This window comes from Candidatus Poriferisodalis sp. (assembly GCF_965214215.1).
Lineage (GTDB): Bacteria > Actinomycetota > Acidimicrobiia > Acidimicrobiales > Poriferisodalaceae > Poriferisodalis.
In genome coordinates this window covers 1,663,027-1,689,497 of the sequence record NZ_CBDCBD010000003.1, presented here as the reverse complement: position 1 = coordinate 1,689,497, position 26,471 = coordinate 1,663,027, and the positions used below count along the sequence as shown (strand labels likewise).

27 protein-coding genes and 1 tRNA gene are annotated in these 26,471 nt (G+C 67.2%); 12 read left to right on the top strand and 16 right to left on the bottom strand.

Translation table 11 applies throughout. From position 1 onward, the window contains the following. Window positions 1-76: 76 nt before the first annotated feature. The 5 genes from ACOOF5_RS10025 to ACOOF5_RS10005 form a co-directional block, all read right to left on the bottom strand. On the bottom strand, window positions 77-1,510 hold the full coding sequence (locus tag ACOOF5_RS10025) for a hypothetical protein (protein ID WP_420438711.1): 1,434 nt from the start codon (window positions 1,508-1,510) through the stop codon (window positions 77-79). A 244-nt stretch (window positions 1,511-1,754) separates the two neighbouring features. After that, complete coding sequence (gene thrC, locus ACOOF5_RS10020) at window positions 1,755-3,155, bottom strand: threonine synthase (RefSeq protein ID WP_420438709.1); 1,401 nt, start codon at window positions 3,153-3,155, stop codon at window positions 1,755-1,757. Window positions 3,156-3,179: 24 nt separating this feature from the next. After that, complete coding sequence (locus tag ACOOF5_RS10015) at window positions 3,180-4,523, bottom strand: homoserine dehydrogenase (protein WP_420438707.1); 1,344 nt, start codon at window positions 4,521-4,523, stop codon at window positions 3,180-3,182. Window positions 4,524-4,612: 89 nt separating this feature from the next. Continuing rightward, window positions 4,613-6,001, bottom strand: coding sequence for a diaminopimelate decarboxylase (lysA, locus tag ACOOF5_RS10010; RefSeq protein WP_420438705.1), 1,389 nt, complete (start codon window positions 5,999-6,001; stop codon window positions 4,613-4,615). 21 nt (window positions 6,002-6,022) lie between these two features. Next, window positions 6,023-7,816 (bottom strand): arginine--tRNA ligase, encoded by a 1,794-nt coding sequence (locus ACOOF5_RS10005; protein WP_420438703.1) that lies wholly within the window; start codon window positions 7,814-7,816, stop codon window positions 6,023-6,025. A 145-nt stretch (window positions 7,817-7,961) separates the two neighbouring features. Between ACOOF5_RS10005 and ACOOF5_RS10000 the strand changes: the two genes are divergently transcribed. Continuing rightward, window positions 7,962-8,033 (top strand) — tRNA-Arg (locus tag ACOOF5_RS10000). Window positions 8,034-8,150: 117 nt separating this feature from the next. On the opposite strand, the gene ACOOF5_RS09995 is transcribed toward ACOOF5_RS10000, so the two are convergent. Then, on the bottom strand, window positions 8,151-8,567 hold the full coding sequence (locus tag ACOOF5_RS09995) for a TIGR03668 family PPOX class F420-dependent oxidoreductase (protein WP_420438701.1): 417 nt from the start codon (window positions 8,565-8,567) through the stop codon (window positions 8,151-8,153). Between the two features lie 232 nt (window positions 8,568-8,799). Here ACOOF5_RS09995 and ACOOF5_RS09990 point away from each other — a divergent pair, with 232 nt between their 5' ends. After that, window positions 8,800-9,984, top strand: coding sequence for a Coenzyme F420 hydrogenase/dehydrogenase, beta subunit C-terminal domain (locus tag ACOOF5_RS09990; protein WP_420438699.1), 1,185 nt, complete (start codon window positions 8,800-8,802; stop codon window positions 9,982-9,984). 162 nt (window positions 9,985-10,146) lie between these two features. Here the strand turns inward: ACOOF5_RS09990 and ACOOF5_RS09985 are convergent, their stop codons facing one another. Together ACOOF5_RS09985 and ACOOF5_RS09980 are read right to left on the bottom strand one after the other, a co-directional pair. Next, complete coding sequence (locus ACOOF5_RS09985) at window positions 10,147-10,863, bottom strand: hypothetical protein (RefSeq protein WP_420438697.1); 717 nt, start codon at window positions 10,861-10,863, stop codon at window positions 10,147-10,149. A gap of 4 nt (window positions 10,864-10,867) precedes the next feature. Next, window positions 10,868-11,617, bottom strand: coding sequence for a uracil-DNA glycosylase (locus ACOOF5_RS09980; protein ID WP_420438695.1), 750 nt, complete (start codon window positions 11,615-11,617; stop codon window positions 10,868-10,870). Between the two features lie 116 nt (window positions 11,618-11,733). Here ACOOF5_RS09980 and ACOOF5_RS09975 point away from each other — a divergent pair, with 116 nt between their 5' ends. The 3 genes from ACOOF5_RS09975 to ACOOF5_RS09965 are packed head-to-tail and all read left to right on the top strand — an operon-like array spanning window position 11,734 to window position 13,680. Then, window positions 11,734-12,372 carry an MSMEG_4193 family putative phosphomutase gene (locus ACOOF5_RS09975; RefSeq protein WP_420438693.1) on the top strand — a complete coding sequence of 213 codons (639 nt, stop codon included), beginning with the start codon at window positions 11,734-11,736 and terminating at the stop codon, window positions 12,370-12,372. Further along, window positions 12,369-12,881: a DUF3090 family protein gene (locus ACOOF5_RS09970; RefSeq protein ID WP_420438691.1), complete on the top strand. Its 513-nt coding sequence runs from the start codon at window positions 12,369-12,371 to the stop codon at window positions 12,879-12,881. Before ACOOF5_RS09975 ends, ACOOF5_RS09970 begins: the two co-directional genes overlap by 4 nt. 25 nt (window positions 12,882-12,906) lie before the next feature. Further along, entirely contained in the window at window positions 12,907-13,680 is a 774-nt protein-coding gene (locus ACOOF5_RS09965; protein ID WP_420438689.1) for an SCO1664 family protein, read from the top strand. Window positions 13,681-13,808: 128 nt separating this feature from the next. Here the strand turns inward: ACOOF5_RS09965 and ACOOF5_RS09960 are convergent, their stop codons facing one another. Beyond that, the gene (locus ACOOF5_RS09960; protein ID WP_420438687.1) at window positions 13,809-14,771 is read right to left on the bottom strand and encodes an electron transfer flavoprotein subunit alpha/FixB family protein; all 963 of its coding nucleotides are present in this window, start codon (window positions 14,769-14,771) and stop codon (window positions 13,809-13,811) included. A 75-nt stretch (window positions 14,772-14,846) separates the two neighbouring features. Then, on the bottom strand, window positions 14,847-15,626 hold the full coding sequence (locus tag ACOOF5_RS09955) for an electron transfer flavoprotein subunit beta/FixA family protein (RefSeq protein ID WP_420438685.1): 780 nt from the start codon (window positions 15,624-15,626) through the stop codon (window positions 14,847-14,849). A 160-nt stretch (window positions 15,627-15,786) separates the two neighbouring features. On the opposite strand from ACOOF5_RS09955, the gene ACOOF5_RS09950 reads away from it, so the two are divergent. From ACOOF5_RS09950 to ACOOF5_RS09930, 5 genes are all read left to right on the top strand, one after another. Continuing rightward, window positions 15,787-16,725, top strand: a complete 939-nt coding sequence (locus tag ACOOF5_RS09950; protein WP_420438683.1) for a diacylglycerol/lipid kinase family protein — start codon at window positions 15,787-15,789, stop codon at window positions 16,723-16,725. A gap of 201 nt (window positions 16,726-16,926) precedes the next feature. Continuing rightward, window positions 16,927-17,961, top strand: coding sequence for a hypothetical protein (locus ACOOF5_RS09945; RefSeq protein WP_420438681.1), 1,035 nt, complete (start codon window positions 16,927-16,929; stop codon window positions 17,959-17,961). Next, the gene (locus ACOOF5_RS09940) at window positions 17,913-18,362 is read left to right on the top strand and encodes a hypothetical protein (RefSeq protein ID WP_420438679.1); all 450 of its coding nucleotides are present in this window, start codon (window positions 17,913-17,915) and stop codon (window positions 18,360-18,362) included. The genes ACOOF5_RS09945 and ACOOF5_RS09940 overlap by 49 nt, the downstream gene beginning before the upstream one ends. 20 nt (window positions 18,363-18,382) lie before the next feature. Then, on the top strand, window positions 18,383-18,673 hold the full coding sequence (locus ACOOF5_RS09935; RefSeq protein ID WP_420438677.1) for a hypothetical protein: 291 nt from the start codon (window positions 18,383-18,385) through the stop codon (window positions 18,671-18,673). Window positions 18,674-19,104: 431 nt separating this feature from the next. Continuing rightward, window positions 19,105-19,323 (top strand): hypothetical protein, encoded by a 219-nt coding sequence (locus tag ACOOF5_RS09930; protein WP_420438675.1) that lies wholly within the window; start codon window positions 19,105-19,107, stop codon window positions 19,321-19,323. Window positions 19,324-19,498: 175 nt separating this feature from the next. Here the strand turns inward: ACOOF5_RS09930 and ACOOF5_RS09925 are convergent, their stop codons facing one another. After that, entirely contained in the window at window positions 19,499-19,807 is a 309-nt protein-coding gene (locus ACOOF5_RS09925; RefSeq protein ID WP_420438673.1) for a hypothetical protein, read from the bottom strand. A gap of 32 nt (window positions 19,808-19,839) precedes the next feature. Continuing rightward, the gene (locus tag ACOOF5_RS09920; protein ID WP_420438671.1) at window positions 19,840-20,607 is read right to left on the bottom strand and encodes a recombinase family protein; all 768 of its coding nucleotides are present in this window, start codon (window positions 20,605-20,607) and stop codon (window positions 19,840-19,842) included. 192 nt (window positions 20,608-20,799) lie between these two features. Here ACOOF5_RS09920 and ACOOF5_RS09915 point away from each other — a divergent pair, with 192 nt between their 5' ends. Together ACOOF5_RS09915 and ACOOF5_RS09910 are read left to right on the top strand one after the other, a co-directional pair. Beyond that, window positions 20,800-21,030 (top strand): DUF3107 domain-containing protein, encoded by a 231-nt coding sequence (locus ACOOF5_RS09915; RefSeq protein ID WP_420438669.1) that lies wholly within the window; start codon window positions 20,800-20,802, stop codon window positions 21,028-21,030. A gap of 7 nt (window positions 21,031-21,037) precedes the next feature. Continuing rightward, window positions 21,038-22,648 carry a sensor histidine kinase gene (locus ACOOF5_RS09910; protein ID WP_420438667.1) on the top strand — a complete coding sequence of 537 codons (1,611 nt, stop codon included), beginning with the start codon at window positions 21,038-21,040 and terminating at the stop codon, window positions 22,646-22,648. Between the two features lie 223 nt (window positions 22,649-22,871). On the opposite strand, the gene ACOOF5_RS09905 is transcribed toward ACOOF5_RS09910, so the two are convergent. The 4 genes from ACOOF5_RS09905 to ACOOF5_RS09890 form a co-directional block, all read right to left on the bottom strand. Further along, window positions 22,872-23,111, bottom strand: a complete 240-nt coding sequence (locus ACOOF5_RS09905) for a hypothetical protein (protein WP_420438665.1) — start codon at window positions 23,109-23,111, stop codon at window positions 22,872-22,874. 4 nt (window positions 23,112-23,115) lie between these two features. After that, window positions 23,116-23,439 carry a hypothetical protein gene (locus ACOOF5_RS09900; RefSeq protein WP_420438663.1) on the bottom strand — a complete coding sequence of 108 codons (324 nt, stop codon included), beginning with the start codon at window positions 23,437-23,439 and terminating at the stop codon, window positions 23,116-23,118. A 76-nt stretch (window positions 23,440-23,515) separates the two neighbouring features. Further along, window positions 23,516-25,144, bottom strand: a complete 1,629-nt coding sequence (locus ACOOF5_RS09895; RefSeq protein ID WP_420438661.1) for a protein adenylyltransferase SelO — start codon at window positions 25,142-25,144, stop codon at window positions 23,516-23,518. A 61-nt stretch (window positions 25,145-25,205) separates the two neighbouring features. Next, a complete protein-coding gene (locus ACOOF5_RS09890; protein ID WP_420438659.1) occupies window positions 25,206-26,390 on the bottom strand; it encodes an Mrp/NBP35 family ATP-binding protein in 1,185 nt (394 codons plus the stop codon). Window positions 26,391-26,471: the final 81 nt, after the last annotated feature.

The following is a 26,471-nucleotide window of genomic DNA, read 5'->3' as shown; positions in this document are numbered from 1 at the left end:
GAGGCACTCATTCGACGGCTCTGGGGCAATGAGCCTAAGAGCGGGCAGCGACAGGCGCACCCGCATCAAGCGACGATCAGCGGTGCTCGCCCAAGCTGAAGCTGAGGTCGCCGTCCAAGGAGACTTCGCCAGCCTCCAGCTCGGCGACGCCGGGCAGTCCCGCGCCGAGCGCAATCTCGAGATTCGCTGCCTCGCGCAGGCGGCCTGCTACGAGATCATCGACTTGGTAGCCCGTCGACGTGCGCGCCGTTGCCACCATCGTGATGGAACCTGCGTCTTCAAGATTGCGGGCACCGCCGAAGAATCTCAGCGTCGAGCTGATGGCCGCACCCACGGCGTCGGTCGGCTGGTGCCTCCCGTTCCCGCCAGCGGCATACGCCCGTGCGAGCCGCGTCAAGCCGTCGAAGAGGATGACGACATCGTCTCCGGCCTCCGCCATGCGCTTGGTGCGTTCCAGCGTGAGCTCGGCCACGGCAAGGTGTTCCTCAGGCGGGCGATCGAATGTCGAGGCCAGTACCTCGCCCGAGGTCTCGAGTCGGCGAGTCATTTCGGTGACGTCCTCGGGCCGCTCGGAGATGAGCAGAACGATCAGGTGTATGTCCGGGTGCTGTTCACCGATGGCGGCGGCCATGGACAAGAGCAGCGGCGACGCCGAGTGTGTCCCGCTCGCAGTGAGCAGGCCGCGCGAGCCCAATCCGATCGGGGCGTGTTCGTCGATAGCTGCAAGAGCGCCCGGGCCCTGCTCGCCGGCCAGCGGCAGGGCGTCGGTGGGCAGCACGGGCGTGAGGACTTCGAAGAGCGGACGATCCGGCTGATCAGGCGGCTGCTCGCCATTGAGCGTGTCGAGACGCAGCAGTGCAGGATTCCGTTCGCTGCGCGCTGCTGGACGGCTGACGCCGGTGATTCGGTCTCCCCGGCGCAAGTCGTACTGGCGCACCTGACGGGCTGCGACATAGACGTCGTCTGCCGAAGGCAAGGGGCCATTCGTGCGGAGGAATCCGTAGCCCTCATCTCGCAGATCGAGCAGGCCGTCGCAATGGACGGTCTCGCCGACGATCTGCGCGTCGTCGCGTGCGCGGCCACGGCGACGGCTGCGACGGTTGCCTTCCTCGGCCACCGGCACATCCGAGCCCGAAGTTTCCGAGCGGGAAGCACCCTGTTGCTCGCGCGCTGCGGACCCGTCTTCGGCTGCAGCTCCCCGGTCGCCAGTCGTGACCGTTGACTCGGCTGTGGCATCCGCTCCGGCTGCGGGTCCGGAGTCGGCCGGTGGCGACGGCGTGCGGGTGCGCTTGGTGACCGCTGGGGTCTCCGAAGGTGTCTGCGACGCCGTCTCGGCGGCAGCGGAGCCTTGGCCATCTTGCCCGCCGGCACCGGCGGCGCCTTCGGGGGCCAAGATGGCGCTGATGATGGTGTTCTTGCGCGCCCGGGGTGCTACCGCGACGCCCAGCGCCGTGGCGATCTGCAGCAGCTCATCTCGCTCCTTGGATTCGAGCAATGCACGATCCGGCATGTCCGACATGGCTACCTCTGAAGCTCCGGCGTGGCCTCGCGACGCCGCCCGGGACGCGATGCGAGTGTGCGGTTCCTGTGACGGGCCTTGGCACCCGACCCAGCGATCCGGTCCCGTGACGCCCGAGCGAGCCCTGCACTGGGGAACCGTCGATCAGCGCCGACGCTACCGCCAGCCGACCGGGACCGCTACCGGCTCTGCGATGAGCGATCCGCGATACAGCGACCTGGCAACGCCGGACGGTTCAACGGGTGCAGCGGGCCGTGACGAAGTCGCGGAGGGTGGCGAGGTCGTTGGGCAGGGCGGTGAGGTGCTCCTCGCGGTCTGCGAGTGCTGCGAGCGCTGGCGGCAGCTCGGGTTGGCGGCCGGTGGCTTCGAGCACGGCGTCGCCGAACTTCGCGGGATGGGCAGTTGACATCACGGCCATTGGGGTGCTCCAGCCGCCGGTGGGGGCGTCGCGGCGCGCGACGGTGAGAGCGACCGCAGTGTGGGGGTCGATGAGCCGGTCGTCGGATTCATTCACTGCGGCGATGGTGGCAGCCACCTCGGGTTCGCTCACTGCGCCGGCATCAAAATCGGCGCGCAGGCCAGCTTGGACATCAGGAGCCAGTATCAGGGAATTCTCGGCCCGGAATTGGGCCATGTCGGCAGCGAGCGCGGCTCCGTGGCGTCCGCCCAATTCGAACAGCAGGCGCTCGAAATTGCTGGACACCTGGATGTCCATGGCGGGGCTGGTTGAAGGCCGCACCTCGCTGATGGACATCTCGCCGCTGCGGTGGGTGCGGGTCAGGATGTCGTTGTGGTTGGTGGCGACCACCAGCCGGTCGATCGGCACACCCATGCGGCGAGCGACGTTGCCGGCAAGCACATTGCCGAAGTTGCCGGTCGGGACGCAGAACGAGACGGCCCACTCGGGAGCGCCCAGCCTGACTGCAGTCGTGACGTAGTAGACGGTCTGGGCTGCCACTCGGGCCCAGTTGATGCTGTTCACTGCGCCCAGTCGCATCCGCTCACGAAACGGCCGATCGGCGAACAGCGCCTTCACCAAGTCTTGACAGTCGTCGAAGGTTCCGTCGATGGCCACGTTGTGGATGTTCGAGCTGTCCACTGTGGTCATCTGGCGTCGCTGGATCTCGGTGACTCTGCCTGCGGGATGCAGCATCACCAGCTCGATGCCCGCCCGGTCCCTGCACGCCTCGATGGCGGCCGAACCAGTGTCTCCCGAGGTGGCTCCTACGACGGTCATGAAGCTGCCGCGTCGGGCCAGCTCGTGCTCGAACAGCCTGCCCAGCAGCTGCAGAGCCACGTCCTTGAACGACAGCGTCGGTCCCCAGAACAGCTCCACCAGGTGCTCGCCGGCATCCAGCCCGCTGACGGGAACGACGTCCGTGTGGGTGAACGTGGAGTAAGCGTCCTGCGCCATCAGCGCCAGTTCGTCGGGACTCAGTGACGGTGCCACGAACGGGGCCAACACTCGTGTCGCCACTTCGTGATATTCCAGCCCCGCGAAGTCGGCCAGGTCGCTCGGGCTGATCGTCGGCAGCCCGTCGGGCACGTAGAGCCCGCCGTCGGAGGCCAGTCCCTCGAGCAGCACGTCACCGAAGTCCAGAATCGGGGCGTCGCCCCGGGTGCTCACGTAGCGCATGGCGCCCTCGGCCGATCCCGGCCGCTATTCGCCGATCACGCGGATCGCGTTGCCAATTCGTCGCACAGCGTCGAGCTCTCGCACATCTCGCAGCGTGGAGGCCACATCGGCCTCGCGCGCTCGGTGAGTGATGAATTCCAGGTGAGCGATGTCGTCGGCTGCCCCGGCCCGGGTGGTCTGCTCGACTGAGCGGATTGACACACCGTGTTCGCCGAAGATTCCGGCCACCGCGGCGAGCACGCCGGGCTTGTCGGTGACGTCGAATTGCAGGTGGTACGCGGTGAAGGTCTCGTCGATGGGCCGCAGACGGGCGGCGGTGAGCGGGCCGAATCCGTCGCACACTCCCCGGTGAAGATTCTGCGACACCGTGATGAGATCGCCCAGCATCGCGCTGGCGGTCGGGAATCCGCCTGCGCCGCGCCCGTACATCATCAGGTCGTCAACGGCTTCTCCCTCGAGGAACACCGCATTGAAGGCGTCGCGCACTGAGGCCAGCGGGTGGCCGACCGGCACCATCGCCGGGTGCACCCGTACGGCGATCTCGCCGTTCTGGCGTTCGGCCACAGCAAGCAGCTTGATCACGTGGTCCATCCGGGCAGCCGCCGCGATGTCGCCCGTGCCGATGCTGCTGATGCCTTCCTGATGGACGTCGCCGGCCACCACCTTGGCCCCGAACGCGGTCATCGCCAGGATCGCCGCCTTGGCACCTGCGTCGAAGCCCTCCACATCGGCGGTCGGATCGGCCTCGGCGTAGCCCAGGCGCTGCGCCTCGCCGAGAACGTCGGCGTAGTCGGCCCCGTCCTCGGTCATGCGGGTGAGGATGTAGTTCGTCGTTCCGTTCACGATGCCCATCACACGCGTGATGCGTTCGCCGATGAGCGAGTTGCGCAGCACGCCGATGAGGGGGATCCCGCCTGCAACGGCCGCCTCGAACGCCAGGTCCACGCCGTTGGTGCTCGCCAAGGCGAACAGCTCCTCGCCGACGTTGGCGATGAGCTCCTTGTTCGCGGTCACGACAGGCTTGCCGGCCCTGAGCGCTGCGGCGACGAGGTGGCGGGCGGGCTCGATACCGCCCATCGCCTCCACGACAACATCCACGTCGTCGGCGACCACCAGCGAGTCGCTGTCGCGGGTCAGGACACCTTCGGCCAGCTCCACCGTTCGCTCGGCGCTGAGATTGCGAACGGCGACTCGGGTGACTTCGAAGTCCAGCGCGGTGCGTCCCGCCAGGTGTGTCCTGTCGCGGTGCAGGATGGCGACGAGCGCAGCTCCGACGTTGCCACAGCCCAAGATGCCGACGCGCAGCGGGCGCGACTCACCGGCTGCATCGGCAGGGGCGTCAACGGTCTCGGCATCAGCGTCGGGCACGGCCGAAACGGTACCGCCAGCGCACCGCTGCCCCGGCGCTGTTTGACCAGTCGCTCGGCCCGGCGCGAATGCCGCAGGGCTGCTGAGGTCTAGAGAACGTCGAGTGCGAGCATGTCGCCGACGGTCTCGCGGCGGATCACCACCCGGGCTTCGCCGTCGGCCACGAAGACGACGGCGGGGCGGCCGATGCGGTTGTAGGGGGCGCCCATCGAATAGCCGTAAGCCCCCGTCACCGGCGTCGCCACCAAGTCGCCCGCTGCCAAACCCGTCGGCATGGGGGCAGAACGCACGATGACGTCGCCCGACTCACAATGCTTGCCCACCAGCCGCACGCGCTCAGGTCGGGGCTCGGTGACCCGGCCAGGCATGAACGCCGTGTAGTCGCTGCCATAGAGCATCGGACGAGGATTGTCGCCGTAGCCGCCGTCCACAGCCGCGTAGGTACGGACCCCGGGCACTTCCTTGACGGCGCCGACCGTGTAAAGCGTCACTGCGGCTGCAGCAGCGATGGCCCGCCCCGGCTCGGCGACGAGCCGCGCTATGAGGCCATGTCGTCGACTGAGCTCAGCCCACCTGCGTGACAGCGCAGCTCCCCATGCGGCGATCGTGGGCGCCCGTTCGGATTCCACATACGCCACGCCAAGGCCGCCGCCGATCGACAACTCCTCCAGACGGCCGACCGCGTTCGGCCAGCCGCCGAAGAGCGGCGCCGCAAATTCGGCAACGACGTCCAGTGCCTTGGCCAGGCTCTCCACGCGGAATACCTGACTGCCGATGTGACAGTGGATGCCCACCAGTTCGACCGACGACATCGCTGCCGCTCGCTCGACGGCGGCGGCTGCCACACCCTGCCCGATGCCGAAGCCGAACTTGGAGTCGGCCTGACCTGTCGAGATGTATTCGTGGGTCTCCGCGCGCACGCCCGGCGTGATCCGCAGCAGCACCGTCGGCACGATGCCGTCAGCACGGTGCAACTCGTCGAGACGGTCCAGTTCGTCGAAGGAATCGACCACGATGCGCCGCACTCCGGCAGTTCGAGCAATCGCGAGCTCCGCCGTGGACTTGTTGTTGCCGTGAAGCACGATGCGACTCGCCACAATTGCGGACACGTCGACGTCGAACGCCCGCAGCACCGTCTGCAGCTCGCCACCGCTCGCTACATCGATGTCCATGCCCTCCGAGAGCGCCAGACGGGCCATGGCGGCGCACAGGAAGGCCTTGGCGGCGTAGGCGGCGCCCCCGTCGAAGGCCCCGACGGCCTCACGGCAGCGGGCGCGCAGGTGCGCCTCGTCGTACACGAACAGGGGCGTGCCGAATTCCGCAGCCAGATCGACCAGGTCGCAGCCGCCGATTCGCAGGTGGCCGTGATCAGAAACCTCAGCGGTGTCGGGCAGCAGCCGGAACGGGATCGGGTCGCTGGGATCGTCTTTGGGCTGGTTGGCGTCAGCGGTGCCGGCGCTGTGGGGCTCAGTCGTCATGGCCAGACCGTCGATTCCTGCTCACATTGCCTCGGGCGCATCCACGCCGAGCAGGTCGAGACCGATCGACAGGCCGACGCGGGTGCCCTCCGTCAAGCACAGCCGTGCGTCTCGCACCTTTTCGGGCACGTCGCTTCGCAGGATCGGGCAGTCGTGGTAGAAGCCGTGGAAGGCGGCCGCCAAGTCGCGCACCCATGTCGTCACCTTGTGCGGCGCACGCTCGCGCAGCGCCAGCTCGACCACCGAGGGCAGCACTTCGAGGGCTCGCAGGACTGCCAGCTCGCGTTCTCCGACAAGCGGCGAGAGATCGGTGCCCGCGGGCGGCGCCGGCACGACCCCGTCGGCTTCGGCTCGCCGGGCCACCGAAGCAATGCGAGCGTGCGCGTACTGCACGTAGAAGACAGGGTTCTCTGAAGCCTGCGCTGACAGCAGGTCGATGTCGATGGTCTGACGTGTGTCGATCGACTGCAGCAAGAAGGCGAAGCGCGCAACATCGGGCCCGACAGCGTCGATGAGCTCGCGCACCTCGACCATCGTGCCGACGCGCTTGGACAGCTTGACGACTGCGCCGTCGCGCATGAGGGTGACGTTCTGGCCGACGATGGCCTCATAGGACTCCGCGGGGTGCCCGAGCATCTGCATCGCGGCCGCCATGCGAGCCACATAGCCATGGTGGTCCGCGCCCAGCACGTCGATGACGAGGTCGATGTCGCGGCCGCCTCGGCTGAACTTGGCATGGTGGTACGCGATGTCGGGCACGAAGTAGGTGGGCTCGCCGTCGCTGCGGTACAGCACCCGATCCTTGTCGTCGCCGAACTCGCTGGTACGCAGCCAGTCAGCACCGTCGGCCTCGTACACCCAGCCGTGGCCGCGCAGACGATCGACGATGCGCTCCATGGCGCCTTCTGCGACCAGTACAGCTTCGCTCTGCCAGTGCTCGAAGCCGACGTTCATCGCGTCCAACGACTCGCGGACATCGAGCAGCGCCCGCTCGCGTCCCCAAGCGGACGCGTAGGCAATACCGCCCCGAGACAGCAGCTCGGACAACAGATCGGTGACTGAATCCGACGATGCGACAATGCTCGATCCGGTCTTTTGCAGGGCCTTGGTGGCCGCCTGCCGCTGCTCATCGGACCGCTCGACGCCTTCGGGCCCGTCGTCAAGCAGCCGTGACTGCCATGCCTGCTCATCGAGCAGAGCGACGGCCAGCTCAGTCGCCCATTCGACCACGTACTGGCCGTGATAGCCATCGTCGGGCACCGGCTCGCCGACCAGCCGAGCCGCAAGCGAACGGCCGAACAACTCCATCTGAGCACCGCGGTCATTGACGTAGTACTCGGTGAACGTCTTGTAGCCGCACCGTCGAAAGAGGCGGGCCAGGCTGTCGCCGTACGCTCCCCAACGGCCGCCGCCCGCGTGCAGCGGGCCGGTCGGATTGGCCGACACGAACTCGAGGTTGACTGTCTGTCCCGCGCCGTGGTCGTGACGCCCGTAGTCCTCGACACCCAAGCGCAGCACCTCGTCGAGCACCTCATGCAGCCAGGTCGGCGCCAGGTGCATGTTCACGAATCCGGGCCCGGCGACCTCGGTCCGCTCGAGATGGGGCAAACCGGCAGCGTCGAGCTCCGCAGCAAGCCGCTGCGCAAGCTCGCGGGGCGCCAGCCCGGCACTCTTGGCGTTCACCAATGCCGCGTTGGTCGACCAGTCGCCGTGATCAGCGCGAGCCGGTCGCTCAAGGCCGATGCGCGACAGGTCGACGTCGACGCCGAGATGCGTCAACGCTTTCGCGATTGCACCAGCCAAGTTTGGTTCCATCACCACAGCTCCATCACCGAAGCGAACCTATCCCTGCGGGGTATCGAACCTCGTGACATTCCTCGGCGGACCCCCGAGAGCGGGGCGCGACAGCGGTCGGTAGCTTGACCGGGCGTGGAAGCCGGGCGGCAGGTCCGGGCCTCCTGCCCTCGTAGCTCAGGGGATAGAGCAGTGGCCTCCGGAGCCATGTGCGCAGGTTCGAATCCTGCCGAGGGCGCTGCGCCGGCACCATGCCGGCCTAGAGCGCTGCGCCGGCACCATGCCGGCCTAGAGCGCTGCGCCGGCACCATGCCGGCCTAGAGCGCTGCGCCGGCACCATGCCGGCCGAGAGCGCTCAGCCGGTGGCGGACCACCCGGTCAGCTCGGTGCGCTGGATGACGATGGCGGCGCCGACCGGCGGCTCGGCGGCGTACTGCGGATAGCGCTTGCACAGCAGCTCGATCGCGTGGCGGTGCTGGGCACCCTCGGTGTGCACCGCGGCGCGCCCTCGCAAGCGCACCCACCAAAGACGCTCCCAGTTGGTGTCGTCGTAGTGCTCAATCAGCATCGTGACTTCGGGAAACCGTCGAACGTTGTCGAGCCGCTTGAGATCCATAGTCGTCTTGGGCTTGTGGTCGACTGCGGTCACCACCACGTCGGCCTCGCAGGCATAGGTGCACGGCACGAGGTCAACGCGCCCGTCAGACCGGATTGTCGCGAGAGTTGCCACCCGTCCTTCGGACAGCAGTGTCAGCAGGTCAGCCTCGGTCACGGCGGGCCACCCTAGAGCCTGCACTGACAAGTGCGCCCCCTCGCTGCCGAACCCGTTGCCTCCCGCTCTTGTTCGCTGCGCTCACGGGCCGCTCGGGCCACGGCTTCGCCTAGCGGCTCAGCCGCTCGGAGCCCTGAGCAGCGGTTTCAGCATTGCTGACGCCCACACCGACGGTGTCGCCCCACGGGGTCGTCGCGGTTCGCTTTCGCAACACCTGCCATAGTCTTGAGCCATGGCAATGACTGGAGCAACGACAGAGGCTCCCCCCGCTTCCAACGGCGCGCCGCAGCGCTGGACGTTCCAGTGGAAGGAGCTCTACGACGAGGTCATCACCTCGGGGCTGTGCACCGGCTGTGCGGGCTGCGTGATCTCCTGCCCGCACGACGTCATCGGCTACGAGCACGTCCAAGGCGGCTTCATTCCATTCCATCTCGAGGAGGAGCTGGGGCTCGAAGACTGCGGCCACGGTCAGAAGGGCTGCACGAGCTGCACCCGTGCGTGCCCCCGCTTTCGCACCTGGGAGGACGAAGCCGACGACTTCATGTTCGGCCGCCACCGCACTGGCGAGGAACCCTCAGGCGTCTTCAAGGACATCATCTTGACGAGGGCCTCCGACGACTTCGTCCACAAGATCGGCCAGGACGGCGGGCTGGTCTCGGCAATCCTCATCTGGGCCCTCGACCACGGTTACATCGACGCCGCCCTGACGTCCTACGTCGGTGAAGGCGACGGCAACCAGTGGACCGCCTCGCCGGGCGTGGCCTTCAACCGTGACGACGTGCTGCGCGGTGCCGGCAGCCGTTACACCTACTCCGCCAACACGCTCGCCTACGACGAGGCAATCGAGGCCGGAGCGCAGAAGATCGCTTTGGTGGGCATGAGCTGCCAGAGCTCGATCGTGCCGGTTGCCAAGTCGCGCAAGGTCGGCAAGGTCGGCAACCGCTTTGTGCTGAACATCGGCCTGCTGTGCTCGAAGTCGTTCGACGAGGCCATCTTCGAAGAGCTGTTCGAGCAGAAATACGGGCTCGACCGCCACCTCATCCGCAAGACCAACATCAAGGGCGTCTTCCAGATCTGGACCCATGACGGCGGCTACTACGAGATCAATCTCAAGGAATGCCACGCCTGGACTCGCGAGGGCTGCAACCACTGCCCCGACTTCGCCGCTGAGCACGCCGACATCTCCACCGGCGGCATCGGCAAGTATCCCGACTGGACCCTCACCATCGTCCGGACCGACATCGGCCGTGAAATCATCATGAAGATGCTCGCCGACGGCTCGCTGATCGGCCGTCCTGGCGACGACGACCCGGGCGCGATCGCGCTCATGCACAAGCTCAGCGAGAAGTCACGTGTCCGCTGGCCGAAGTTCGCCTGGGACAAGCCGGCCCTGCTGCCCGAGCCGACCAAGAAATAGCTGCCAAGGCCACAGCGAGGGTCGTATAGCATCACACGCAGAGGCCAGCCAGCGGGCTCCGGCAGACACCTCGCAATGGGTGGTGAGCCCGAGAGGCTGGCCCAATCGCGACGCTAGGCAGTCGTCGTCTGATGAGACCCATGGTTTTTCGGCCACCCCTGGCTAGAGGCAGAGGTTGATGAACTCGACCACGTCCGGTCGAACTTCGTTGCTCGCCAGAAACTCCGTCAGCCGGTGGGCGGGCACCACGTCTTGCGCGCGGGCCAGCGAGCAAGCGCACAGGCCCTTCATGCGATCCAAGCCTGCAGAGCACGCATCCAGATAGGTCTGCTGCTGCGCGGCAGACCATCCGGGCGGCGGACCTGCCTCTCGGCAGTCGACCAGCGCGGCAGCCAGTTCGGGAGAGAATTGCAAGCCGCCTTCCATGCGGTCCTCGAACACCTCAAGGTCGACAGAGGTGAGGCCGCCCTCGATCCGGTCCGCAGCGCAATGGCAGGGCCCGACGAGCCCCGCATCTGCCACACACGCATCCATAAACGCGATGACCGGCTCGACCCCGAGCAGCCCGGGTTCGCCGGTGCCGCCAGTGCCGCGCACCGTCGGCGGGGCAAGCGTGCCCGGATTGCCGAGCGGCACTTGCGAGCCCGCCGCGCCTTGGTCGCCGATCGCAGGCTCCACCTCGATCACGGTGACCGTGCAGGCCATCAGGCCCACCGCTGCCAGCAAGAGCGTCGCTCGACGCGCCCTGCGAACCAAGCATGTCCAGCGAGCCTCAGTGTCCGCGCCGGCGGGCGAGTCCGACTGTCGGACGGGCCGCGGCCCGCGGGCGAACAAGCGGGCCACGGCGGCGGCGGCGAGACGTCGGACGTGTCGGAGCATCGCCTCAGACCGGCGGCAAGTCTGCCAGCCGCCGCGCCTCGCGCAGTGCTGCGTCGGCCATGTCGGCGGTGAGGCGGCCGGTGAATGTGTTCTGCTGGCTGGGGTGGAACGAGCACACGATGTGGGCGATCCCCCCCAGCGCCCTCGATGTGCCCGCGCCACTTGCGGCGGGCACATCCGCGACGGCGCCGTGCCCGAAGCGTGGTCGTGGCCGCACGCCGCCCAACGTGCACAGCACGCCGTAGGCAAAGGCCCCCAGGGCGATGGCGACTCGCGCGTTGACCAGCAGCGCCAGCTCGCGTTGGAGGAACGGCCGGCAGGCATCCCGTTCGACGGGAGTGGGCTTGTTGGCCGGCGGCGCACAGCGAACCGCCGCGGTGATGTACGCATCGCGCAGCTCGAGCCCGTCCCCGACACGCTCGGAGGTCGGTTGATTGGCAAGCCCGCAGCGGTGGAGGGCCGCATAGAGGAAATCGCCCGAACGGTCGCCGGTGAACATCCGGCCCGTACGGTTCGCGCCGTGCGCGGCGGGCGCCAAACCGACGAGCACGATCGCTGCGCCAGGATCGCCGAAACCAGGCACACCCCGGCCCCAGTAGTCCTCGCCGGCGAATGCAGCCCGCTTGTCGGCCGCCGTCTGCTCGCGCCAAGCCACCAGCCGATCACAACGCCTGCATGCTGCAACCTCGTCGTTCAGCAGTTGCAGTGCCGCGACACTCGGGACCTCGCCGCAGGTACTCGGTGTGGGGCTCACCCTTCGAGTGTGCCAGTCGTCACCACCGCGTGGGCGCCGTGGGTGTTGCATCTGACATCGCGGCGCACGTTCGGCGAAGCCGCTGCGCGGCGGGCCGGACAAGTAGCTTCGGCCGGGTGCCAAACCGTGCCCGACCCACGCTGCTGCTGTTCGTCCGTCACGGCCTGACGCCCACCACCGGTGTCGAGCTGTACGGTCGGCGACCAGGAGTGCACCTGTCGCAGGCGGGAGTCCAGCAGGCGCAGCGTGCCGCCGAGCGCATCGCAGCAGGAGGACGCCGCGTGGCAGCGGTGTACGCCAGCCCGCTCGAGCGAGCCCAGGAAACTGCCGCACCGATTGCTGCGGCCCTCGGTCGACGCGTGCGCACCCACGAGGGCCTCAACGAAGCCGACATGGGCCGCTGGACGGGCCGCAAGCTCAGTCATCTGCGCAAGCTGGCGGCATGGTCGCAGGTTCAGCGCTATCCCAGCGGCTTTCGCTTCCCCGACGGCGAGACGTTCCGCCAGATGCAGGCGCGAATCGCTGCGACTGCCGGCGAGCTGGCGGCGCGTCATCGCGGCGCGACCGTCGTGGCCGTCAGCCATGCCGACCCCATACGGGCGCTGGTGGCCGACGCCATGGGCACCCACCTCGATCTTTTCCAGCGGGTCATGGTGTCGCCGTGCTCGGTGACTGCGATCTTGTATTCCGCGGACGGCCCCGCCGTGCTGGCGACGAACAGCACTTCGGACCTTGCAGCATTGGCGCCGGCATGAGCGACGACTTCGATCTCCGCAATCCCGACACGTTCGTGGCGGGCACCGTCGGCCCGACCGGCCAGCGCATCTTCTTTCTGCAAGCCTCCGAGGCAGGTCACGTGGTCTCGCTCAAGCTGGAGAAAGGGCAGGTCTGGGCGCTGGCGAACCTGCTGAGCGAGCTGCTCGAGGGCGAAGGCTTCGAGGGTCCCGCCGCAGTGTTCGGCGAGCTGGTCGAGCCGGTGACCGCTGCTTGGACAGTCGGACGCCTCGCCACGGGCATGGACACCGAGAACAAGGTCATCGTGGTCATCGCCGACGAGATCGATGACGACGACGGCGATGACCCTGAAGCGGGCGCGGGTGCTTCAGGTGACGTGCCGGCTGATGACGACGAGCGCACCGGTGGTCGCGCCCGGTTCCATCTCGACTATTCGATGGCGCTCGGATTCGCACAACAGGCAATGCTGCTCGTCGAGGAAGGCCGCGACTTCGGCATGCGCAACGGGCACCGTCCGCCCCGCACGTGATGGTCCCAGAACACGACGTTTCGGCGTGAACGAACCGGCCCCACACCACGTGCTGCCCCGCAGCGCAGACGGCGAGCAACTCGAATTGCCAGTCCTCTGGGACGCTCCCGTCACCGACGCTCTCGATGTGCTGCGTGATGGCGAGATCTCCGTGCTGGGACGGATGCCATACAGCAGCAATGCCACGTTCCTGGTGCGAATCGATCACCCCGCCACTCCCACCGCGGCGATCTACAAGCCCGAACGGGGAGAACGCCCGCTGTGGGACTTCCCTGCCGGTTTGTACCGGCGCGAAATCGCTGCGTTCGAGTTGTCGGAGGCCCTGGGTTGGCACGCCATCCCGCCCACGGTGGAACGGGACGGCCCCTTCGGCGTCGGCTCGCTTCAGCTGTTCATTGATGCCAATTTCGAGGAGCACTACTTCACGCTGGTCTCCGAAGAACGCCACCATGACGACCTGCGGCGGATCTGCGCCTTCGATCTCATCGCCAACAACACCGACCGCAAGTCGGGGCACTGTTTGGCGTCGCGGTGGGGGCCGATCTACGGAATCGACCAGGGCCTGTGCTTCGCGAGCGACTTCAAGCTGCGAACCGTCATCTGGGACTTTGGCGGGGAAACCTTCGACGACGAACTCGGCGCCGCTATCAGATCAGCTGCTGAGCCACCGGCCGAACTCGGGCAGTGGCTGCGACCCGACGAGCTCAGCGCGCTGACCGAGCGCGCCCAGTGGCTGGCCGACTTCGGCAAGTTCCCCGATGACGACGGCGGCCGCCGCTGGCCATGGCCGCTGGTCTAACCGGCGCCGAGACGCAGATTCGTTAGCTGCGAAGACGGCGGGAAACTCTGCGACGTTGCGACCTGCCGGATCGCTGGAGCAGAGGGTCCTGCCGCCTTTTCAGCGGGCCCACTACTGACCCTCTGCGATCAACGCGACTTGAGCGCCTCGATCAGAGCCGGCATCACCTTGTGCACGTCGCCCACGATGCCCAAGTCGGCCACGCCGAAGATCGGCGCTTCGGGATCCTTGTTGATGGCAACGATGTTCTTCGAGCCCTTCATGCCCACCAGATGCTGGGTGGCGCCCGAAATGCCGCAGGCGATGTAAACGTTGGGCTTCACCACCTTGCCGGTCTGGCCGACCTGCTTGGCGTAGGGAACCCAGCCTGCGTCCACGATTGCCCGAGAGGCACCCGACGCCGCGCCGAGCAGACCTGCCAGCTCATCGACCATCGAATATGCGTCGGGCTGGCCCAGCCCTCGGCCGCCCGACACCACCACGGCGGCATCGTCGAGTTGCGGGCCTGAGCGCTCCTCGGCATGACGTCCGGTCACCGTCGCTCGGCCCGCTTCGCCAGGATCCACGGCCGAGACGCTCTCGACGGCAGCAGCCCCGCCTCCGCTGGGCTCGGCCTCGAAACTCTTCGGGCGGAACAGCGCGAGGGCTGGCGCCGGCGCGCGGTACGCGGTGTAGATGTTCTGGGTCCCGCCGAAGATCGGCTCCTCGGTGACGAGCGCGCCGTCGACGATCTGCGCGCCCACGTTGTTGGTGGACACGGGACGATCCGCCAGCACGGCCAACCGGGCGGCGGTATCGCGCCCGTCTGTGGTCTGGCCGAAGAACACCGCATCAGGCGAGGCGGCGTCGATGTGAGCGGCAAGCGCGGCTGCGGCGTGAACACCGACCAGCCCGTCGCCGAGTCCTTCGAGTGCATACACGGTGGTCACGCCGTGTGCGCCCAGTTCGGCAGCCATGGCTTCACCGTGTGCGGGGGCGAATGCGGTCACGGTGTCGGCCAGCGACCGAGCCTTGGTGGCGAGCTCGAGCGTGAGGCCAGAGGCGCCGTCGGCATCGCCTTCAGCGAAGAGCAGAATCTGTGCAAGCGTCATGGGGAGTGGTTCCTGTCGGATTCGTAGGTCAGTAGTTCAGGTGGCGGGCTCAACCGGTGTGCATCGACCGTCGGGTCAGATGACTTTGAGCTCGGTGAGGAACTCGACGATGTTGGTGTGAGCGTCGCCTTCGTCGGTGATGATCTCGCCGGCCTCGCGTTCGGGTGCGTCGGTCACATCGACCGTTTCCTGGCGGGCCCCAGCCACGCCGACCGCGCTCGCGTCAATGCCCAGTGCACCGAGATCCTTCGCATCGACCGGCTTCTTCTTGGCCGCCATGATCCCTTTGAATGACGGGTATCGCGGCTCGACCACACCGGCTGTCACCGAGACCACCGCCGGCAGCGCGCACTCCACCTGGTCATAGCCCGCCTCGGTCTGGCGCTGCACGTTCGCGACCCCGTCGGAAATCACGATGTGCTTCGCAAAGGTGATGGACGGCACGCCCATGACGCCGGCCACCATCTCGGGAACGGTGCCGGTGTAACCGTCGCTGGACTCGACGCCGGCCAGTACGAGGTCGGCTTCGAGCTCGCCGATCGCGGCACCGAGCACCTTGGCAGTGCCGAGTGCGTCGCTGCCGGCCAGCGCCTCGTCGCTGATCAATACGGCGTCGTCGGCACCCATCGCCAGCGCCGTCCGCAACCCGCTGGTCTCCGATCGGGGCGCCATGGACACCAGCGACACTTGGCCGCCGCCGGCTGCCTCGACGAGCTGCAGCGCCATCTCGACGCCGTACGAGTCAGATTCATCCAGAATCAGCTTGTCGTCCCGATTCAACGTGTTGGTATCAGGCTCTAGCTGTCCCGGCACTGCCGGGTCGGGGATCTGCTTGACGCACACAACGACCTTCATGACGCGAGAGTCTGCCGACTCAAGGCTTCGTTGCCACACGCCGTGTCTGATGGCGCTCGCAAGCTCGCGTCGGGGCGAGCAACCTGCCAACTCAGAGCCTCGTTGCCACACCAATTGTCTGATGGCGCTCGCAGGCTCGCGTCGGGGCGAGACTTGAGCGGTGCGTGTCCTCCTGCTGGTCAACGACTCCGCCTCGTCGACCACCGCCCGGACGCGCGTGCTGATCCACACGGCGCTCTCGCAGCGTCACGACACCGAGGTGGCTTTCACCAACCGGCGCGGCCACGCCGCCCGCCTCGCACGCGGGGCGGCGACGACCGGCACCGACGCAGTCGTGGTGCTGGGCGGCGACGGCACGCTCAACGAAGCGGCCAACGGTGTCGCCGGCACAGACTGTGTGCTCGCCGCATTGCCAGGCGGTTCCACCAACGTGTTCGCCCGGACGATCGGGACTCCTGACGACCCGCTCGTGGCAACAGAAGCAGTTCTCGATGCGCTCGAGGCCGACAGCATCACCTCGGCAGGGCTGGGTCGCACGTCGGGTCGCTACTTCTTGTTCCACTGCGGTATGGGACTCGACGCAGCGATCGTGGAGCGCGTCGAGCGCCACCCAACGCTCAAGCGATACCTCGGCCACCCGCTGTTCCTGCTCGCCGGCATCGACACGCTGCTGCGCCGCTACGACCGGCAGACCGGGACGCTGAGGGTCGCAACGACGGCACCCGCAATGGCGGCCATTGACGGCTGCTTTCTCGTGGTGGTCGCCAACACCGACCCGTACACGTTCCTAGGCAGCCGCCCGGTTCGAATCGCCCCCGCAGCAACGCTTCGCACCGGGCTGTCCGTCGTCGGGCTGCGGTCGCTTCGAGTCGCCGACTCGCTCGATGTGCTCTCGGCGGTCTTTCGCGCAAAAGGAAACCTGAGCGACACGGATCCGAACGTGGTGCAGCGCATCGACGATGTGCGCGAGCTCACCGTGACAGGTATCAGCCCGTTCGGACACCAGATTGACGGTGATCACCTAGGCGCTGTCGACGAACTCCGGCTCGAGTGGGTGCCCGATGTGCTGCGGCTGGCAATCCCCGCTGTATCTCAGTGAATCTGGCGGCCTGCCCGCAGCCCATCGCGAGCCGTCGGCCCAGATGCTGAGCCTCGACGACACCCGTCAGAGCCGTTCTCAGCCAGCAAAACCGCAGTTCAGAGGCGGTTTCTTGTAGTTCGCTATACGTTCGTATAGCAGCCGTTCCCGAACGGCCTCGCAGCACTGCTGGCGCTGCTCGTCGCCGCGTCCACGCTCGCCGTGGCCGCCCAGCCCGCAGCAGCGCACAGCCAGACCACCACCAAGCAGCGCTGCTCCTATGACCCCTTCGCAGGCCGCCAGTGCTGGACCGAGACCGTCACCGTCGCCCACACCCACAGTTGCGGCGCAGGCATGACCGGCACTTATCCGAACTGCTACCCCATCCCGCCCGCCAACCAGAACTGCGGCGCAGGCACCACCGGCACCTTCCCGGACTGCTACCCCATCCCATCCGACAACAAGAAAACCGGCGACAGCGGCGGCGATGACGACGGCGGAGGGACCGACACCGACACCGACGACACCGACACCGACGACACCGACAGCGACGACGACGGCGGCGGCACCAGCACCAACAACGGCGGCGACGATGACGACGACACCAACAACGGCGGCGACGATGACGACGACGACACCGACGACGAAGGCGGCGAAGGCGGCGGCACCAGCACCAACAACATCAAGCCGTGCTCGTCGTACCAAGGCCCCCTGAGGTCCTACGAGCGCCACAGGCACCCCATAGGCGATAACAAGAGCGAATCCGCTTGCCATCGCCATGACGACTCGCACTGCCCCGAAGGGCAAACAGAGACCGGTGCCCACGGTGCGCAGAATTGCCGCGAGAACGACGCGCCCGACAGTCTGGCCGCCCGCCTGAATCAGATCGGCGATCTGTTCAGTACCGGCACCTCAGCGGCGCTGAGCAAAGCCCGAGCCATGTGGGAAGCGATCAACGAAGCCAACGGCGAGAACGCTGTGGCGCGAGCCGAGATAAGGGCGGCGGGTGGCGAGGAGATCGTCCGAGCAATCGAAGATCTCTGGGGCAAGATCCCCCCCCGGAGGGCCAAGCAGCCATCGAAGTTACGGCGGCAATGCTGGGGTGCGGTATTTTGGTCTACGCAGCCGGTAAGACCACCGTCGCCACAGGCGGCGCGGCAGCAGCGGGTTGGGTCCAGTGGCTCAGAACTCCAGCTGCAAAGAGTTACTTGGATAGAACATGCAACTTTGCGGTCACCGTCACCGCCACGGCCATAGTCGTCCGCCTCATTAGGAACCCCGACGCCAGCGACGAGAACGACGACGGCACCGACGGCAGCTATGACCCCGACACTGACGGTGACGGCAAGATCAGCACCGCCGAGTGGAACGAGGTGGTGAAAAAGAACGAAGCTGGCGACGTGACCGACGCACAACGCAAGCGCATAGAAGCGCAGTGGAAGTGTGACGTAGGGCTGCGGAGCTCCCGCCAGGACACCGACGACAGCGACGACAGCGACGGCACCGACGGCCCGCCGACCCTTGGTGATGTGAGGGATGCCGAGGCTAAGTGGCGGCGCGGTAAGGGCGAGATCACCAAAGACGAGCTGACGAGGATTCAGAACGAGTACGGCTGCGCCCAGGGCTGGGCCAACGCCTGTGCGGCGCTGGGCCGATGAGCCTCAACTACCTTGACACCATGAGCACGGCAGAGCACAGCGACTCGCCCGCCCCGAGGTCTTCCTTGTGGGATGCCTGGGTCGCTCAGGGCGGCTACGGCCCGCCTGGCCCGAGGTCTTCCTTCAAGCTGTTTCTCGCCATCATGGGGCGCGGCGGTGTGACGTCCTTGGCAGCTTTGGGCGCGATGAGCATCGGCGTCCCGGGGTGGGTTCTGCTGGCAGCGTGGGCGGTCTACGGGATCGTGTCGTATACGCGTTTCCGCAGGCAGGAACGCCGTGAGGCGGTACGGGAGGCGGCGATCCGAGGCTGAGCGTCGGCGCTCGACATACGGGAACGCGCTCGGCTGCTGACCTCGACGGCTGGCGGCCGTTGGCTGTTCGGTGTTCGCCGGTGGCTGTTGTGAGCTGCGAAAATCTCCAAGCGTGCCGCCGACCTCGGATGCACGGTCGGCGTCACTTGGATTGATCTTTCCATCGACGACAGCGACTCCGACAGCGACTCCGACGGCCAGCAGCCCAACGACCCGCGGCCAGCGCCCGCCGACGACACCGACGAGGTGCCGACGAAGGGCCAAATGGTCCGCAAGAGCCAAGAGATTCAAGCCAAGAAGGACGCTGGGACGTTGACTGCCGAGGAGCGGGCGGAATGGAAAGAGATGCACCGCCTTTACACGTGCGCGACCAGCCCGCACGTGGCGAACACGGACTGGTGCAAATGATGAGCCGCAGCTACCGTGACACCGTGAGCACCGACACGGGAGCCGAGGCGCCGAAACAAAACAGGCGCGGCTTGCGGTTGGCTGTGGTCTTCACGACTGGCTTTCTGTCGGCCTCCTTGGCCCAAAGGATTGACGGCATGGCGCATGTCGCGGTGCTGTTTCTCTTGGCGGCCTCGGCTCTGGGGATGATGTATTACCAGAGGCGTGAGCTGCGCCGCCGTGAGGCGGTCCTGAACCCATGAACACAGACCATGAGATGACGCCTACACCGAACCCGAAGAAGAAAAACCGTGGTCGGATTTGGACGCCCGGTCTTATAGCGGCGGTCCTGCTGGCCAACGTCGCGCAACAGGCCACGGACTGGTCTTGGTGGGTGCTGTGGGCACCCTCGGCGGCCATTACGGGCTGCATCCTGATTTACGCATTGGTCAACCGTCGCCGCGTGGCGGCGAGGGAAGCTGCGATCCGAGGCTGAGCGTCGGCGCTCAACATACGAGAACGCGCTCGTGTGCTGCATCTGACTTCGCGCGACAGGTTCTGAGAGTCTTCAAGCAGCATCGTGCAGGGTTCGCCGGACTGCTGTATCGGCGCCTCCCAGACGCTGCGGGTGGCTGCGGCGTCGAGCAGGCCGATGTCGTCACGGGAGCATCGCTGGAGGAACGTGGCGAGCGGGCCGCTGAGGAGGTCGTCTTCGAGGTACGGCAGCGCTGCGCCGGCGAGTGCCATGGGATGGCGCCCTCGGCGAAGGTGTGTCGCGGTCAGTTGATTCGTCGCTTGGCTGCGGCGGCCTTGGCGGCTGCCTCGCGGTCGAGCTGCAGGCTGCGCAGCGCTCGACTGACGGCCAGTGCGTTCCAGGGCCGCTGTCGGTCGCCTGTGGCGCGGGGCCAGCCCTCCGCGGTGAGCTCATCCGCGATTGCTCGCAGCGAGCGCCCGTCGGCGGCCAGTTCTTCGACGCGCAGCGCCGCGGCCCGTGTCTCCTTGCTGACGGGGCGGCCCAGCCGTGCCCCAGCTGCGGCTCGCTCTGCCAGAGCTTTGCGGGTACGTTCGGAGGTGTTATCCCGTTCCATGCGGGCTGCGGCAGCCAGCACGGTCGCGGCCAAGCGCCCAATCGGCGTCGTCGTGTCAAGCTTCACGTCGAGCAGCACCACGGACCAGCGTTCCCGCTCCGCCCGATCCAAAAGGCCGAGCACATCAATGGCGTTGCGCCCCAGCCGGTCGAGCCCCGATACCACGAGCGCGCTGGCGGGGTCTTCGGCGTCGGCCAGCCGTTCTAACAGCAGACTGAGAACGGGCCGATCCGCCGGGGCCACCATCCCGCTCGTCCCATCCTCTTCGTGATGCTCGACGGTGACGTCGTGGAGACAGCTCGCGGCCCAGCCGTCGATGGCGGTTCGCTGCGCAGCGATCCCCAGCCCGCTGAGGGCCTGCTCAGCGGTCGAGACGCGCGCGTAGCCCAAGGCGACGCGACCAGAAGACTCCGATCGGGCCCGGGAAGGTCGGGCTTGAGTGTTGGACTCTGTCGACATGTTGTGACCATATATGTCTACATAGCGATGCATCACGATGTCGGCCTGGGTGCGAGAACGCCTGCTAGCGGCTTTGCGGGCAATCTGCGACCTGCTGGCCGCACATCAAGGTCCACCCGAGGCGGATGGCTGAATATCACTGGCTCGGCGGGGCTTGGCGATTGCAGCAAGCACCACCGGTAGCCTGCGGCTATGGACATCCGGATCGGCATCACTCACGGCGGTCGCGAGCTCAGCGTCGAGATCGAAGACGATGCTGCTGAAGATGCAGCGGCATCTCTCGAAGGCGCGCTGGCCGGAGATGCGTCGGTGCTGTGGCTGACCGATCGCAGCGGGCGCCGGGTCGGCGTGCCCATCGACAAGCTCGCCTTCCTTGAGTTGGGTCCGGCTGGCGATCGGCGCATCGGCTTCGCAGCGGACTGATCATCGAATGCGGGCGCCCGCCGACCGGCCGCTGCCCGCAGCCAGCGAGCGCGACAACTCTGCTGACGGTCCGCGCCGCCATCTCCGGCATCTCATGGCGTGGTGGTCGTTGTTGGCTGACCTGTCATTCTCCGACTTGCTGCTGTTCGTGCCTGGCCAGGTGACGGCGCTGGACGAGCTGCCCGACGAGGTCGCTGGCCCTGACTCGAACGATGAGGACGGCGCCCCCCGTCCGTGGCGTCGACTGGGCAAAGAGACTCCGCTGACGGTGATCGGCCAGATCCGGCCGACGACCGGACGCACGCTGTACCGCGACGATCACATCGGGCTGTGTGTTGCTGCGAGCGAACGGCCATTGGTGTCGGAGGCCTTCGCTCGGGGAGTGATCGTCACGGGTGAAGGTTTGCGCGTGCCCGGCGACCGACGTGCGCGCATCACCGCGGTGCCGGTGACATTCGACGGTGTGACGATCGCCGTGATGAGCGGCGAGGTGACGCCGCGCTTCACCGACATCCGAGATCCCGGCGAGCTCGAGCGCACCTACATCGCAACGTTTGGCCGCCTGGCGCGCATGGTCGCCGCAGGTTCGTTTCCGTATCGGGGTGCCGACATCACCAACGAGGAGGCGCCGCGGGTCGGCGACGGGTTGTTCCTCACCGACGAGACGACGCGTATCGGATTCGCGTCGCCGAATGCTGTCAGTGCGCTGCACCGCATCGGCGTCGGCGGCAACGTGCAAGGTCGTCGCGTCCGCGATCTCGAATTGGGACCCGACGTGGTGGGACGGGCGATCAGTGGCGGCATTCCGGTGGTGGGCGAGGTCGAGCACCAGTCGGTGACGGTGCAGCTGCAGGCGCTGCCGCTCACCGACACCCCGGTGCGCAATGCCCTGGTGCTGATGCGCGACGTCACCGAGTTGCGACGCCGCGACCGGTTGCTCCTCTCCAAGGACGCCACCATCCGTGAGATTCACCACCGGGTGACCAACAACCTGCAGACAGTCTCATCGCTGCTGCGCATCCAAGCCCGTCGCTTGGAGTCACGCGAAGCGAACCGGGCCCTCGATGAGGCTGTACGTCGCATCCGGGCCATCGCACTCGTGCATCAGACGCTGTCGGCCGAGACGACCGACGACGTCGATTTCTGCGACGTGGCTGAGACGCTCACCGAGACAATGCGCCAGAGCATCACCTTCCCCGAACGGCCCATCGAATTCGCCGTCTCCTGCGAAGCGGGGATGCTGCGATCGCAGACTGCAACATCGCTGGCAGTAGTGCTCAACGAGCTGTTGCAGAACGCTGTCGACCATGCGTTTCCCCAGCTGTGGGAGATCGAGGACCACGCGCTCGAGGCGGTGCCCGGACTTGCCGAGAGCCCCATCGGCCGCGTCGAGGTCGAGATCTCCCGACCGTCGACCGATCTGCTGTCGATGGTCGTGCGCGACGACGGCGTCGGCATTCCAGAGGGCTACGACTCCCAGCGCTCAGGCGGGCTGGGCACCTCGATTGTCCGCGCGCTGTGCGGGTCTGACCTCGGCGGCACTTTCGAAGTCCGGCGCCGAAGGCCGCCGCCGGGATCCGAGGCCGTCGTGCAGATCCCGCTGCGCACAATCGCCTGACCGCTGTTGCGAACAGCGCATCAACGCCCAAGGGGACGCGACGAACTGATTCATCTTGGGTCTTGCGCAGGCGAGCGCCTCCCCGGTCCGCCATGCGATCCGGTCGGTTGCCGGCGTCGAGACTTGACGGCGGACGCACCACCACCACGATGCTCCAGCGGCCGCTCCGGCGTGAATGACGACGACCGGCGCCGGTGCGTTCCCCTACGTCGAGCGCCGACCCTCAGCCTCGGATCGCCGCATCCCGTGCCGCCTCACGGCGGCGCTTGAGCAATCTGTAGACCACGATGCAGCAGGCAACGGCCGTAAAAGGGACGGTCAAAACCCAGCGAGACACATTCTGCCATTCCAGGAGCCGATGTGCGACGTTGAGCACCACGACCCCCGCCCAAAAGATAAGCATCCAGCGTCGACTATTGCTTTTCTCTTTCGGCGCGGTCATCGTCTCAGCGCGGGCGCTCATGGTGTCAGGGTAGTTGGCGGGACTCATCGGCCCGGCGCCGGATTACTGCCTCCTTCGACGCCTTACGGCGATCTTTGACCCATACGTAAATCACGATGCAGCCCGTAACGGCCGCAGCAGGGGCGGTCAAGAACCACCGAGACACATTGAGCGATTCCATGAGATTGGGCAGCACGATGAGCAAGAGAACGGTCGGTGCCCACGCCCACATTTGAACCTTCTTCTTTTGCATGGGCGGCGTGTCGGTGTTCGTTAGTTCACGGTAATCGGCGGCGCTCATCGGCGACGCGGAGGTCTCTGCCGGCATCGAACGGGCGGAGAGCCGCATCTGCCACCTGGTCGTAGCGCCGACCTGGAAGGGACTCTCAAGAACTGACCAGCACTCAGCGCGCTAGCGCGTCCGCTCAGGAGCTGCAGGAGAGCTGGCTGCAGCCGACTCTGGTGCGTGCCCAGTCGGGTCGCAGCGCCGCGTAGGACTCCCGCTCGGGCTGTTCGTCGTAGGGGCGGCGCATGACGTCGAGCAGCTCGCCGATGGCTTCAGGCCGGCCCTCGGTCGCGCTGTCGATGGCGAGCTGGGCCAGATAGTTCCGCAGCACGTACTTGGGATTGACCCGATTCATCGCCTCGGCCCGGGCGGTGTCCGCGATGGCCAGCTCTCGCAACCGCTCGGCATAGCGCTCGACGAATTCGCTCGTGGCTGAGCGGTGCTCAGCGGTGACCTCGGCGGGCCGGTAGTAGGCGTCTGCCAGCGGGGCGATGCGATCGGCCGGTTCGACGCCGTCGGAGGTGTCGACCGTCGCGAGCCGTCGCCAGAACACCGTCATGTCGGTTTCGACCAGCCGCAGCACCTCCAGCACGTCGGTTGCCAGCTCGCGGTCGGTCTCGGTCTCCAGCCCCGGCAGGCCGAGCTTGGCGGCCATCATCGCCGACCACTGCTGCTCGAAATAGGGCACGTAGCCGTCGAGGGCCGCCTGCAGCGGCTCGGCCTCGCCGACCAGCGGGTACAGCGCATTGGCGAGCTGCATCAGGTTCCACTGCGCGACGGCCGGCTGGGTGCCGAAGCGGTAACGGCGGTGGGTCGCATCGGTCGTGTTCGGGGTCCAGTCGGGGTCGTAGTCGTCGAGCCAGCCATAGGGGCCATAGTCGATCGTGAGACCCAGGATCGACATGTTGTCGGTGTTCATCACACCGTGGACGAAACCGACCCGCAGCCATTCGCACACCATGTCCGCAGTCGTTCGGACGACCTCGTCGAAGAACCGCACGTAGCGGTCCGGTGCCCGTTCGGCCGCCAGGTGGGCGAAGTCGGCATCGATGACGAAGTCGGCCAGCGTGCGCAGCGTCTCGATCTCGCCGCGCGAGGCGAAGATCTGGAAGTTGCCGAATCGAACGAATGAGGGCGCCACCCGGCACACCACCGCCCCGGGCTCTGGCGCACGGTTGCCGTCATAGAGCATGTCGCGCATGACCATGTCGCCGGTCGCCACCAGGCTGAGCGCCCGGGTGGTGGGCACGCCGAGGTGTGCCATGGCCTCACTGCAGAGGAATTCGCGCACCGAACTGCGCAGTACCGCCAAGCCGTCAGCGGTGCGCGAGTAGGGCGTGGGTCCGGCGCCCTTGAGCTGGAGAGTCTGGTGCTGGCCGAGCGTGTCAACCACCTCGCCGAGCGCGATTGCCCTGCCGTCGCCGAGCTGGCCAGCCCAGTTGCCGAACTGGTGGCCGCCGTAGCAGTGGGCGTGGGGGTCCATGCCGTCGAGCACGACGCTGCCGCCGAATACCGCGGCAAACTGCGGGTCTTCGAGCAGTCTCGTCTCGAACCCGAGCCGTTCCATCATCTCCGCGCTGTGCGCAAGCAGCCGGGGCGCAGGCGTAGCGGTAGGCGCTACCCGCGAGTAGCAGGCGCCCGCAACCTGGCGACGGAAGTTGTCGCGCTCGGGATCCGCAGGCAACGCTGCGGTGAAGCGATTGTCGAACTGGATTTCGTCGAGCGTCCCGATCGGCGCCGACGCCGGCGCCGCTGAAGCGACGCTCATGATCCCGCTCCCGGGCACCTTGCCAGCGCCGATGACCGAGTGGACGACGCGAGCACGGCGCTCACAGCAGCTTCAGCCCCTCGTTGTAGCGCCGAGTGGGCAGATGCTCCTCGCAGAGCAGACGCGCCATGTCCCTGAAGACTCCGGCGGTATCACTGTTTGGATCGACCGCGGTGATCGGCATGCCCTCGTCTCCGCCTGCGCGCAGTTGCGGCACCAGGGGCACCTGGCCGAGCAACGGCACCTCCAGCTCGTCGGCGAGCGCTTGCCCGCCGCCGGAACCGAACAGCTCGTAGCGCTTGCCGTCGTCTCCGGTGAACCAGCTCATGTTCTCGATGACCGCTCTCACCTGCAAGTTGACGCGCCCAGCCATGTGGGCGGCGCGCTGGGCCACCTTCTGAGCGGCGGGCTGCGGCGTGGTCACCACCAGCAGCTCAGAACGAGGAAGGAACTGCGCCAGCGAGAGCGAGATGTCGCCGGTTCCAGGGGGAAGATCGATGAGGAGGTGGTCGGGCTCGTCCCAGAAGACGTCGGTCAGGAACTGCTCGAGCGCCTTGTGCAGCATCGGGCCACGCCAGATCACCGGTTGGTCCTCGCGGGCGAAGAAGCCCATCGACATGCACCGCACGCCATGCGCCTCGGTGGGCACGACCATCTGGTCGATCACGGTGGGCGGACGGCTCACGCCCAGCATCCGCGGAATGGAAAAGCCCCACACGTCGGCGTCGATGACGGCGGTGCGGGTGCCACGCTGGGCCAACGCTATCGCGAGGTTCACCGTCACGCTGGACTTGCCGACGCCGCCCTTGCCGCTCGCCACGAGCAGCACGCGGGTCTTGTTCCCGGCCTGGGCGAACGGCACCTCGCGGCCTTCGGCGTGGCCGTGGCCTTCGTGTGTGCCGGCGGATGCCGCAGGATCGCCGATGAGCTGGGCCCGCAATGCCGACTGCTCAGCCTCGTCCATCACCGTGAACTCGACGACCACGTCGTCGATGCCGTCAAGCGTGCGCCCCGCCTCGCTGACAGCGTGCGAGACGTGCCCAGCCGCAGGCCAGTCGCGCGACGGCAGGGCGACGAGCACCTGGCCAGCGCGTCCGGCGACGGCCGCGGCCCTCAGCATGCCCATCTGGCCGATGGGTCGGCGTAGCTCGGGATCGATCACATCTACCACTGCGGCCGCCAGCTGCTGGTCGGTGACCTTGACTGGACCGCCGTTGGCGGCAGACCCTCGACGCTTGCCCTTCACTGGGTGCCCCTGGCCGGTTGCGATCGATTGCCGCGTAGTGGCTGCACCGGCGTTGCAGCCGCATCTGCCGCTCGCCTCGCA